This window comes from Pseudotabrizicola sp., assembly GCF_030656345.1.
Classification (GTDB): domain Bacteria; phylum Pseudomonadota; class Alphaproteobacteria; order Rhodobacterales; family Rhodobacteraceae; genus Pseudotabrizicola.
In genome coordinates, this window is sequence record NZ_JAUSNR010000019.1 from 106133 (window position 1) to 117863 (window position 11731).

General features: G+C 62.8%; 12 protein-coding genes. 7 read left to right on the forward strand and 5 right to left on the reverse strand.

Annotated elements, in window-relative coordinates; translation table 11 throughout:
• Positions 1-62: 62 nt before the first annotated feature.
• Positions 63-1034 (reverse strand): porin, encoded by a 972-nt coding sequence (locus Q7J44_RS10815; protein ID WP_304879730.1) that lies wholly within the window; start codon positions 1032-1034, stop codon positions 63-65.
• A 269-nt stretch (positions 1035-1303) separates the two neighbouring features.
• Between Q7J44_RS10815 and Q7J44_RS10820 the strand changes: the two genes are divergently transcribed.
• From Q7J44_RS10820 to Q7J44_RS10840, 5 genes are all read left to right on the forward strand, one after another.
• Positions 1304-1855, forward strand: coding sequence for a DUF3576 domain-containing protein (locus tag Q7J44_RS10820; RefSeq protein ID WP_370693006.1), 552 nt, complete (start codon positions 1304-1306; stop codon positions 1853-1855).
• Positions 1856-1995: 140 nt separating this feature from the next.
• Positions 1996-4551: a leucine--tRNA ligase gene (gene leuS, locus Q7J44_RS10825; protein WP_304879734.1), complete on the forward strand. Its 2556-nt coding sequence runs from the start codon at positions 1996-1998 to the stop codon at positions 4549-4551.
• A complete protein-coding gene (gene lptE, locus Q7J44_RS10830) occupies positions 4538-5023 on the forward strand; it encodes an LPS assembly lipoprotein LptE (RefSeq protein WP_304879736.1) in 486 nt (161 codons plus the stop codon). The genes leuS and lptE overlap by 14 nt, the downstream gene beginning before the upstream one ends.
• Positions 5020-6033, forward strand: a complete 1014-nt coding sequence (gene holA / locus Q7J44_RS10835; protein ID WP_304879738.1) for a DNA polymerase III subunit delta — start codon at positions 5020-5022, stop codon at positions 6031-6033. Before lptE ends, holA begins: the two co-directional genes overlap by 4 nt.
• A 46-nt stretch (positions 6034-6079) precedes the next feature.
• Positions 6080-6400 (forward strand): hypothetical protein, encoded by a 321-nt coding sequence (locus tag Q7J44_RS10840; protein ID WP_304879740.1) that lies wholly within the window; start codon positions 6080-6082, stop codon positions 6398-6400.
• Between the two features lie 15 nt (positions 6401-6415).
• Here Q7J44_RS10840 and Q7J44_RS10845 read toward each other — a convergent pair whose 3' ends face one another.
• From Q7J44_RS10845 to Q7J44_RS10860, 4 genes are all read right to left on the reverse strand, one after another.
• Complete coding sequence (locus tag Q7J44_RS10845) at positions 6416-7558, reverse strand: TIGR03862 family flavoprotein (protein WP_304880362.1); 1143 nt, start codon at positions 7556-7558, stop codon at positions 6416-6418.
• A gap of 410 nt (positions 7559-7968) precedes the next feature.
• Complete coding sequence (locus tag Q7J44_RS10850) at positions 7969-9090, reverse strand: site-specific DNA-methyltransferase (protein ID WP_304879742.1); 1122 nt, start codon at positions 9088-9090, stop codon at positions 7969-7971.
• Between the two features lie 90 nt (positions 9091-9180).
• Positions 9181-9813 (reverse strand): ribonuclease HII, encoded by a 633-nt coding sequence (locus Q7J44_RS10855; protein ID WP_304879744.1) that lies wholly within the window; start codon positions 9811-9813, stop codon positions 9181-9183.
• Positions 9814-9929: 116 nt separating this feature from the next.
• Positions 9930-10493 (reverse strand): hypothetical protein, encoded by a 564-nt coding sequence (locus tag Q7J44_RS10860; protein WP_304879745.1) that lies wholly within the window; start codon positions 10491-10493, stop codon positions 9930-9932.
• 228 nt (positions 10494-10721) lie between these two features.
• Here Q7J44_RS10860 and Q7J44_RS10865 point away from each other — a divergent pair, with 228 nt between their 5' ends.
• On the forward strand, positions 10722-11012 hold the full coding sequence (locus Q7J44_RS10865; protein WP_304879748.1) for a hypothetical protein: 291 nt from the start codon (positions 10722-10724) through the stop codon (positions 11010-11012).
• Positions 10984-11688: a hypothetical protein gene (locus tag Q7J44_RS10870; RefSeq protein WP_304879750.1), complete on the forward strand. Its 705-nt coding sequence runs from the start codon at positions 10984-10986 to the stop codon at positions 11686-11688. The genes Q7J44_RS10865 and Q7J44_RS10870 overlap by 29 nt, the downstream gene beginning before the upstream one ends.
• Positions 11689-11731: the final 43 nt, after the last annotated feature.

An 11731-nucleotide genomic window follows, 5' to 3' on the forward strand; every position in this document is an offset into this window, starting at 1 on the left:
ATAGCACAAAAGAAAAGAGCGGGCACAAGGCCCGCTCTTTCCATCACGTTGATCGGTTAAGATCAGAACGAGAACGACAGACCGAGGTCAGCGCGGGTTTGGTCAACAGGGCCGCCAAGGCCATAGTTCACGTCAACCAGACCGCCGACAACCGAAGCGCCGCCGCCGAGTGCGTAGGAAGCACCGATGCCGGTGAACTTGTCTTTACGCACACCGGTTTCAGCAACGCGGTGGAACGCGGTCACCGACAGAGCGTCCATCGAGTACTTTGCCGAGATACCGTACTGGGTGAAATCATTGCCTGCAATGCCGCCGAAGTCATCTGCTTCGCCGTACACAGCTTTCAGCGTGATGCCCGAGAAGGTTGCTTCACCCGACGCAATGATGTGATCAACAGAAACACCGTTTACGTCGGAGGTTTCATAGCCGAGACCGAACGCATACGCGTCAACCGAATACTTCACACCGATCGAGTACACATTTTCGAGTGCAGCCGCATCGTTCTGTGGGTTATCTGCCGACACAGCAAACGTCAGACCGCCCGTGCTGTACTCGTAGCGGGCTGCCGAGCGACGAACCGCATCTGTGTTCGACAGGAAGGCGGATTCGTTCAGATCGCCCAGACCGGTCAGGCCAACGCCTGCGAGGTCGCCGGTAACCAGTTCAGCAGCGCCGTCAACGTCGCCCATCGACAGTTTGCCGAAAGCGCCCGAAACGAACACGGAACCAGCAGCTTGGTTGCCTGCGCCGTTCACGTCGCCGCTGCCGGTGCCTGGTGCTGGGGTAGCACGTGCAACGCCGTTGTTGCCAGCGCCGGAGTTGTCAGCACGGATCGAAGCGCCGAATGCCAGGCCGGTGTCGGTTTCGCCCGACAGGCCGAAAGCAACGCGAACGCGGCTGGTGAAGCCCAGTTTGTTCACAGCTTCGGAGTTGTAAGCCACACCCATGCGAGCCGAGCCCGACACGGTGACATCTGCAGCGGCGACGGTGGCGGTCATTGCCAGAACGGTCGACGCGAGAAGAACTTTTTTCATGTTATTCCCTCTTTCCTCAAGGTAAGCCCGCCGCAGGGGAATCCGCAGTCGGAATGATGGTGTTTTCCACCCGCAGACCCCGGATTGCAACGATGACCGCATTTGCCGCCGAAAACCGGGAAGGCGTGGTGCAGCAATGCCACAGATGCCCGGACGGGCCGGGTGACTATAGTATAGGCATTAGGGCTGACGCGGGGCGGGCTGTGAAAAGCCTTGGCACGCCCCAAGGCCTAGGCTAGACAACCATGAAAGAAATTGCGGGGGTGCGGATGTTCTTTCACCGTCTGGCACGGGTTGTCATTTTCAGCGGATTGATCGGCGGGCTTTCGGCCTGTGGCGGCGGCTTTGCCAGCGGCGACAGCGGGTTGTTCCGCCGGTCCCCCGGCATTCCCAGCGAGCGCCAGCTTGACCAGAAGGCGCGCGCCGATGCGCAGCGCGCCGCCCTCGCGCGGTCTGTGGGTGAGGAAGAGCGCGGATCGACGATCTGGGATCTGTTCGGCAACCGTGATGATCCGAACACCACGGTCGAGGTGAACAAGTATCTGTGGCAGGCCAGCCTTGAGGTGCTGAACTTCCTGCCGGTGGAATCGGTTGATCCGTTCACCGGTGTGATTTCCACCGGATACGGCACGCCGCCCGGCGGCGGCCGCGCGTACCGCGCGACGGTCTATGTGCAGGACCCGGCGCTGGATGCGCGTTCCCTACGGGTGGCACTGCAAGCCCGCGGCGGCGGCGCGGTGGCGACGGAAACGTCGCGCGCGATTGAAGATGCCATCCTGACCCGCGCGCGGCAACTGCGGATTCGTGACAGCAAGCTGTAAGATTATCCCAAGGCTTTGGGTGAACGGGCGGCGGGTCAGTCTGACCCGCCGCCCGTTCAGGTTTAAGCGCGGGTTTCGCCTGACGACTGGACCTTTTGCCCCGCTTCGGTGTAACTCCGCCCAGCACCCGGAGGTTTTTCATGTCGCGCTACGAACCCGCCCAGATCGAACCGAAATGGCAAGCCGCCTGGGATGAGGCGCAGGCCTTTCTGGCCCGGCGCGATCCGGCAAAGCCGAAGTATTATGTGCTGGAGATGTTTCCCTATCCGTCAGGGCGCATCCACATGGGGCATGTGCGCAATTACACCATGGGCGATGTGGTGGCGCGCTATAAGTCGGCTTGTGGATTTTCCGTATTGCATCCAATGGGTTGGGATGCGTTTGGCATGCCCGCCGAAAATGCGGCGATGGAGCGTGGCGGCCACCCGAAGGACTGGACCTATGGCAACATCGCCGACATGCGCGGCCAGATGATGCCGCTGGGTCTGTCGATTGACTGGACCCGCGAATTCGCCACCTGCGACCCGGAATATTACGGCCAGCAGCAGGCGATGTTCATCGACATGATGGCGGCGGGGCTGGTTTACCGCAAGAATGCGGTGGTGAACTGGGACCCGGTGGATATGACCGTGCTGGCCAATGAACAGGTGATCGACGGCAAGGGCTGGCGGTCTGGTGCGGCGGTGGAGCGGCGCGAGCTGACGCAGTGGTTTTTCAAGATCTCGGACTATTCCGAAGAGCTGTTGTCGGCGCTGGATGGGCTGACCCACTGGCCGGAAAAGGTGCGGCTGATGCAGGCCAACTGGATCGGCCGGTCACGCGGGCTGCAGTTCGGGTTTGAGACGGTGGGCGCACCCGAAGGGTTCGACCGGCTGGAGGTTTACACGACCCGGCCCGATACGCTGATGGGCGCATCCTTTGCCGCGATTTCGGCGGATCATCCGCTGGCCCGGGCGCTGGAGTCTGACCCGGAGGTGGCGGCTTTCGTGGCGGAATGCCGTAGGGGCGGTACGTCGGCGGAAGAGGTCGAAACGGCGGAAAAGATCGGCTATGACACCGGAATCCGGGTGAAGCATCCGTTGAACCCCGAGTGGGAGCTGCCGGTCTGGATCGCGAACTTCGTGCTGATGGAATACGGCACCGGGGCGATTTTCGGCTGCCCGGCGCATGACCAGCGGGATTTCGAATTTGCCGGCAAGTATGGGCTGCCGATCAACGCGGTGTTTGCGGCTGAGAATGGCGGTGATGACCCGCTGGCCGAGGCGTTTGTGCCGATGAAATCCGAACGCGTGCGCTATCTGCGCGGGTTTGCCGGCGATGCGGTGCAGTCCGGCGATGAAGCGGTCGCCGCTGCGATTTCCCATGCCGAAACAAACGGCTATGGCAAAGGCGTTACCAAGTTCCGCCTGCGTGACTGGGGCGTTTCGCGCCAGCGCTATTGGGGCTGTCCAATTCCGGTGGTGCATTGCGAAACCTGCGGCGTGGTGCCTGAGGCCAAGGAAAACCTGCCGATCAGGCTGCCCGATGATGTCAGCTTTGACGTGCCGGGCAACCCGCTGGACCGTCACCCGACATGGCGCAAGTGCACTTGCCCGAAATGCGGCCATGCTGCACGGCGGGAAACCGATACGATGGATACCTTCGTCGATTCCTCCTGGTATTACGCCCGCTTTACCGCCCCGCGTGCGGCCACGCCGACATCCCTGCCCGATGCGGATTACTGGATGAACGTCGACCAGTATATCGGCGGCATCGAGCATGCGATTCTGCACCTGCTGTACTCACGCTTCTTTGCCCGCGCGATGGCGAAGACCGGACACCTGCCCGAGTCGGCGATTGAGCCGTTCAATGCGCTGTTCACCCAAGGCATGGTGACGCATGAGATTTACAAAACCACTGACGCAAATGGCCGCCCGGTCTATCACCTGCCGGAAGACATTCAGCGCAGCGACTCTGGCGCGACCTTGGCAGATGGTACTGAGGTTGAGGTGATCCCCTCGGCCAAGATGTCGAAATCAAAGAAAAACGTCGTCGACCCGATGAATATCATCGCGTCCTTCGGTGCCGATACCGCGCGCTGGTTCGTGATGTCGGACAGCCCGCCGGAGCGGGATGTGGAATGGACATCCTCGGGCGCCGAAGCCGCGTTCAAGCATCTGTCCCGCGTCTGGACCCTGTGCGGTCGGATCGGCGATATGCCTGCGGATCATGTGGGCACAGGTGATGACGACCTGCGCCGTGCCACGGCAAAGGCGATTGACGAGGTGACCCGGTCTATCGACAGCTTTGCCTTCAACAAGGCGATTGCGGTGCTTTACGGCTTCACCAACACGCTGGCCAAGGCCAACGCCTCGACCCCGGTGATGAAGGACGCGATCCGCACGCTGGCCCAGCTGATGCAGCCGATGGTGCCGCATATCGCGGAATCGATCTGGAGCTTTCAGGGCGGGCAGGGTCTGTGCTGCCAGGCCGCCTGGCCAAAAGCCGATCCGGCGTTGCTGGTTGACGACACAATGACTCTGCCGATCCAGATCAACGGCAAGCGGCGGGCGGAAATCAGCGTGCCAAAGGATATGCCTGCGGCAGAGATTGAAAAGATTGCGCTGGCGGATGAGGATGTGATCAGGTTTCTTGCCGGTCAGCCGGTAAAGAAAATCATCGTTGTGCCGGGGCGTATCATAAATGTCGTTGCCTGACCGCAGATTTGTGCTTTTTGCGCCACTGGCCCTGATGGCCTGTGGTTTTGCACCTGCCTATGGGCCGGGCGGCGTGGCACAGGGTCTGCAAGGGCGTATCCGGGTGGCGGACCCCAATGACAAACTGGGGTTCGATCTGGTCGAACGGCTGGAAGAACAGCTTGGCCGGCCCGAGGCCCCGCGTTTTGACCTGAATTACACCATCGTGACCGGGGCCGAGACGCTGGGGATCACCCCCGAAAACGCGATCACCCGCTATCACCTGACCGGGCATATCGACTGGACGCTGACCAGCCGCGAGTCCGGCCAGCGCGCCACCGGCGGGCGGGTGCAGGGCTTTACCGCCTATTCCGCCACCGGCAGCACCGTGGCGGGGCTGACGGCAGAACAGGATGCGGGGTTTCGCCTGATGCGGATGCTGGCCGATCAGATCGTCACCCGGCTGATCGCCACATCGGGCACCTGGGCATGATCCTGAAGGGGATCGAGGCCAGCCGCTTTTTCGCCAAGCCCGACCCGACCAAAGCCGGCGTGCTGATCGCCGGGGCCGACCCGATGCGCGTCGCGCTGAAACGGCAAGAGCTGATTGCCGCCCTGATCGGCCCCGAAGGCGAAGGCGAGATGCGGCTGACCCGCATTCAGGCGTCTGAGTTGCGCAAGGATGGTGCCGCGCTTCTGGATGCGGTCAAGGCTGTGGGCTTCTTTCCCGGCCCGCGCGTGGCCTTTGCCGAGGATGCCACTGACACGCTGGCCCCGACCATCGCGGCGGCTCTGAAGGACTGGAAGCCGGGGGATGCGACGATCGTGGTCACGGCGGGCAATCTGACCGCCAAATCGGCGCTGAAGATGCTGTTTGAAAAGCACCCCAACGCATTTTGCGCCATCCTGTATGACGACCCGCCCAGCCGTGAAGAGATTGAGGATGCGCTGAAAAAGGCGGGGCTGACCAGCATCGACCGTGAGGCGATGGCCGATCTGACCACGCTCGCCCGCGCGCTGGACCCGGGCGATTTCCGGCAGACGCTGGAAAAGATCGCGCTGTACAAGCATGGCGACCCCACCGCCCTGACCCCCGCCGATGTGGCCGCGATGGCCCCGGCAACGCTGGAGGCCGAGGTGGATGATCTGCTGCACGCGGTGGCCGATGGCCGCGCGCCTGCCATCGGCCTGTTGATGCGGCGGTTAGAGGGGCAGGGCGTGCTGCCGGTCACCATCTGCATTCAGGCGCTGCGGCATTTCCGGGCGCTGCACATCGCGGCGTCAGACCCGTCGGGCATCGCGAACGGCTTGCAAAAGGCGCGGGTGTTTGGCCCGAGGCGTGACCTGATGCAGCGGCAGGCGCAGGCACTTGGCATGCGCACGCTGGAAAAGGCAGTGTCTGATCTGCTGGAAACCGACCTGACCCTGCGATCAGCCTCACGCGCGCCCGGAATGGCGCTGATGGAGCGGGCGCTCATCCGGTTGGCGATGGCGCGGCGCTAGGGTAAAGGCTACCCTCACCACGGATGCAAGCTGCAGGATTATCGCGATGTCCGATTTCGAAACCGTGCTGGCCCCGCTTGCGCGCATCACCCGCAAGCACAAGACCATCGAGGCCTATGTCTATTGGCACAAGGATGCCGCATGGTCAGAGGCTGCGGGCGAAAGTCTGGATACTGAAGAGATCGTGTTCTACGCCGAGGGCCTGTTGATGGAGGGCTTTGGTCTGGCCTGGGACCATCTGGCCGATCCGGAGCTTGGCGATCATATCCGGCTGTGCTTCTGGCAAGGCGCGCAGCCAGTCTTGCCCGCCCTGCCCCACGGGTCTACCCGGCTGGCGGGCGGAGACAGCAGCGGACACCCGGTTTAACGCCTTCCGCTATGCTCAGACCAACGCCGCATGGTGCCCGGCCCAGCGGCCGGTCGCCCAGCAGCCGGTCAGCAGATAGCCGCCGGTCGGAGCTTCCCAATCCAGCATCTCGCCACAGGCAAAAACCCCCGGCAGGGCGCGCAACTCCAGCCCGTCCGTCAGACTGTCGCGGGTGATCCCCCCAGCGCTGGAAATCGCCTCATCGATCGGGCGCGGTCCGGTCAGCGGGATCGGCAATGCGGTCAGGGCGCGGTCCAGCGGCATCTGGCGGCCAAACTCCATGAGCAACGCGGCAGCGGCAGGGGACAGCCCCAGTTTGCGCAGCCGGTTGGCCAGACTGTCATTCGGCTTCAGCCGCGCGATGCGCGAGGTCAGCGCCAGAGGGGCCAGATCGGGCAGCAGGTTGACGCTCAGCGCCGCCCCCTCGCGCAGCCGACGGCTCAGGGCATAAATCGCACTGCCTTCAACCCCGCGCGCCGACAGCACGAATTCACCCCGCACCGATTGCGGGCCGGCGGTGACCAGCGCGGGCTTGATCGGCTGGCCGAAATGCGGGGTCATATGGGGGGACCAGTCCACGCCAAAGCCCATATTGGCCGGGCGGAACGGGGCCACCGCGACACCCTGCGCCACCAGCCACGGAACCCATGCCGCATCAGACCCCAGCCGCGCCCAACTGGCCCCGCCCAGCGCCAGAACGGTGACCCGGGGGCGCAAAAGCTGTGGCCCGTCGGCGGTGGCAAAGCGCAGCGCATCGCCTTCGCAGCCCTGCCAGTGCCACCGCGTCCGCAGATCCACACCCTGCCCCGCCAGCCGCAGCAGCCAGCCGCGTAGCAGGGGTGAGGCTTTCATCGCGCGGGGAAACACCCGGCCCGAACTTCCGGTAAACACATCCTGCCCCAGATCGCGGCACCATTGCGCCACCTGTTCCGGGCCGAAATTGCTCAGCATCGGGTTCAGCCAATCGCTGTCAAAGGCGGCGGAAAACGCGAAGGGCGGTTCATCCTTGGTCACATTCAACCCGGATTTTCCGGCCATCAGGAATTTGCGGGCCGGGGTTGGCTTGGCCTCGGTCACCACAACGCGGCGACCGGCACGCGCCAGTTCCTCTGCTGCCATCAGCCCGGCCGGGCCGGCCCCGATGACCAGCGCATCAATCATTCAGGCAGCCTTCGGGCGACTGAACCGCCCGGATCTCTCTTTGCGCTATAAACGCAGCCTGCGTTTTCATGCCCTGCCCCTGAAACTCTTGCTTTTCTTTGGCGCCGAACAGACCCCTTGGCAAGTTCCCTCCGAACACTGCAAAGGCCGGTCGGCCGCCACAATCTCCTGGTCATTTTCTGTCTAAAAGCATTCCGGGTTGCTCAGTGGTTGCGCCATTGGTCCGAGAAACCAATGAGTTGGGGGCAGAGCCCCGGGCGGTTTCGCAAGACCAGCGCTGAAGAATAAAAGGCCCCGCCATGCAAACATGGCGGGGCAAGGGACACCGCAGGCGGGCTGCGGTGCTGGCGTAAACGGAATATTTTGGGGGTAGGGCGGGGTTCACCCCGCCACTGGCGTGATCACGATCAGTTCGGGCGCGCGTGATCAGCTTCCATCTCGGCGCGGATCTGCTGGCGCAATATGTCGATGGGGATCATCTTGCCATCGCGTTTGAAGTGCCAGTAGGTCCAGCCATTGCAGCTTGGCGCGCGTTCATAGGCGGCCCCGACCTGATGGATGGACCCTTTGACATCATTGCCCACCAGCGTGCCATCAGCGCGAACCTTGGCCATATAACGGTTGCCCAGCGAATACAGCTCTTCACCCGGGCGCAGCATGCCGCGTTCGACCACCTGACCGAAGGGCACGCGGGGTTCCGACCGTTTCGATCCGGTGATCTCCAGCGCCGAGGCGTCGAATTTGCGCACGCGGGCAAGGCGGGCCTCGGCCACTGTGCGGTAGGCCTCTTCACGCTCGATCCCGATGAAATCGCGGCCCAGCATCTTGGCCACGGCCCCGGTGGTGCCGGTGCCGAAGAACGGGTCCAGCACCACATCGCCGGGGTTGGTGGTGCCGATCAGGATGCGGTGCAGCAGGCTTTCGGGCTTTTGCGTCGGATGGGCCTTGTCGCCATTGGCATCTTTCAGGCGTTCATGCCCCGTACAGATCGGCAGCACCCAGTCTGACCGCATCTGAATGCCATCGTTCAGCGCTTTGAGCGCCTCATAGTTGAAAGTGTATTTCGCGTTCTCATCGCGCGAGGCCCAGATCAGGGTTTCATGCGCGTTGGTCAGGCGTTTGCCCTTGAAATTCGGCATCGGGTTCGATTTGCGCCAAACCACATCATTCAGCAGCCAGTAGCCCTGATTTTGCAGTTCGGCCCCAAGGCGGAACACGTTGTGATAGCTGCCGATCACCCAGATCGCGCCGTTGGGTTTCAGCAAGCGCTTGGTGGCCTTCAGCCAGGCCTTGGTGAACTCATCATAGACGGCGAAGCTGCTGAACTGGTCCCAGTGGTCGTCAACCGCATCGACCTTGGAATTGTCGGGGCGGTGCAGGTCACCTTTAAGCTGCAGGTTATAGGGGGGGTCGGCGAAGATCAGGTCTACCGATCCCGCTGGCAGGCTGTTCATCACGTCGATGCAGTCGCCTGCAAGGATCTGGTTCAGGGGCAGATCTGCCCCTGTTGTTTTGGTCTTTGACGTCATCTTCTGCCTCTGTCCCCGGCGTCATTTGGCGCGCCGTATCTGTGGATAAGAATGAGTCAGAGATGATTCGCCGTCAAATTCTTTATTAAATCAAGGGGTTACGAATTTCTCTTGATACAAGATATTGTGGACAGGTTTGAACGAACGTCTATGAACGGGGGTCACCCCAAGATTTAGCAGCGCTGCCAGATGCGCTTTTGTCGGATAACCTGCGTTCACGTCCCAGCCATAACCGGGGTATTGTTGCGCCAAATCCACCATGAGCCGGTCACGCGTCACTTTCGCGCAGATCGACGCGGCGGCGATCGACAGCGATTTACCATCGCCCTTCACAATCGCCAGCCCCCGGCACGACAGATTGCGCGGGATCAGGTTGCCGTCGATCAGGGCAAAATCGGCACCAAGTGCGGCCACGGCCCGTTCCATCGCCAGATGACTGGCCCGAAGGATGTTCAGCGTGTCGATCTCTTCCACCGTCGCATGGGCGACGGCGATCAGGGCGACCTGCTGCAACTCGGCAAAAAGGTATTCGCGCCGGGCGGCGGTCAGGGTCTTGGAATCGGCAAGACCGGGCGGGATGCGGGTCGGGTCCAGCAGAACGGCGGCGGCAGTCACCGGGCCGCACAGCGGGCCGCGGCCCACTTCGTCAACGCCCACGACAAAAGCCGCCCCTTGCGACCGGGCGGCCTCTTCATGGGTAAAATCCGGGGCGGGGTGTGTCATGCCCCCGCATAGCGCGGCGCGCCGCTGGAAAAAAGGGGTGGAAGCTGCTCACCCTTCCACCCCGGGGCGGATGCGGCTCCGGTGCAGCGGACCGGGCCATATCCGCCAACGCAAGATCAGTAAGAGTGACGCGGACGGCCATAGCCGTTGTCAAACCCACGCCCGTGGTCGCGGCCAAAACCGCGATCTCCGCGGCTGGGTCCCCGGCCATGATCAACGCTGAAGCCGGCATTGCGCAGGCAGTCCTGAGCATAGACCCGGTCAGGCCGACCGAAGACCCGCGCCTGATAGGCGCATTGGCGCGGCAGGCGGTAATCAAAGCCCTCGCGGCGCAGGCAGCGTTCGGGGTAGACGGTGACATCGCGGCGCGTGCCAGAAATCCGCAAGGCACAGACTGCCGGCACACGCGGGCTGCGCACCTCTACCAGTGGTTGGGCCGGGTTCGGGGTTATACGGCCCTTGTCGACGGAAGGCGCGGCGACGAGCGTTGCTACAACAGCCTTACCCAGGGCGTCACCCTGACGGGCGGCGCGGGCGGGCAGGGCGCTGGCGACCAGCAGGGCCAGCACGGTGGCGGCGGTTAGCAGCGCAGCGAAGACCCGCCGCAGGGGCTGTGGTGTCGGGCGCGGCATATAGGATGACATGGTGGCAGGTGATAGGGCGGAAGATGCGGCGAACATGAAAAGCCTCCTGTCTGTAAAGCGTGCACTCTGCCCGGTGCGACCATCGCACCAGATCGGGTACCCGGACGGTGCCGCGCGCCGCGTCAGACAGGCAATATCGGCGGGCTGCTATGCGATAACATCCGCCATCAGCCCTTATTGACCGTGGTTGATATTGAATATCGCAGGTAAGACGCGCAACTGTGCAGGGAGCAGAAGGCCAGAGCCCCCGTGCAGGAGACAGCTATGACATCCCGTTCCATGATCTTCGCGGCCAGCCTTGCCCTGGCGTTTGCCGGGCCTGCGTCGGCGGAATGCTACGCAGATTACAAGGCCAAGCAGGATAACCCCTTGCGCCTGCACTATGGTGTGGCGCAAGTCAGCGACGGCAATTGTTCGCCGGGCGCGGCACAAGGCGAGTTGAAGCCCCGGCTTGCATCGGCGGGCTGGACGTTGTTGAACGTGTTGGCAACATTCGGCCCCGAGGGCCTTGGCGAAAGGCAAGCGAGTGCAGGAGAGTTCTACCTCCGTTACTGAGAGTCTCAAAGCGGGCAACCGGGTTGTCAGCTTTGGCATCGCAGGCATTGTGCTGATCCTGTTCGGGGCGGCGCTGTTCTTGTTCCTCAGCCTGCCGGATGCCAACGCGTTCAACGCGCGGGTCGAACGGTTGTTTGTCGATAACGACAATCTGACCACCAATGCCGAGATCAAACTGCTGGAGATTCTGGCGCAAAGCGGCACCTCGTTTTCCGAGGTGCTGCAAAGCTACCGCATGGTGATCTTCGTGCTGCTGGTGTTCTCCACCGCGCTTCTGGTGGCGGCGCTGGTGTTTCTGGTGATGATCATTGCCCTGAACCGCCGGATTTCCGCGATCCAGCGGTCGGGCATTCAGGTGGCCAGCCTGATGATCAGCCGCGAAGGCCGGGCGGTCTATATCAACGATATGGAATTCGCCCTGACCGAGGCCGCGCTGGAAACCCTGTCGGTGCTGGCCGAGGCGCGGATGGATGATGAAGTGCTGACCGGGGCGCAGATCGAATCGGTGATCTCGGGCCGCAATGAGGTGGATTGCGACGAAGCCGCCGGGGCCACACGGGTGAAACGCCTGCGCGACACCTTGGGCAATCAGCTGGTCAGCGAGCTTCTGGTCAAGACCATCGCCCGGCGCGGCTATGTTCTGGCAGTGGGCAAAGACGTGATCCGCATGGTCTGACTGTCACCCTCCCGTCACAGGGCTTGCATAGAGGGGTGGGGGG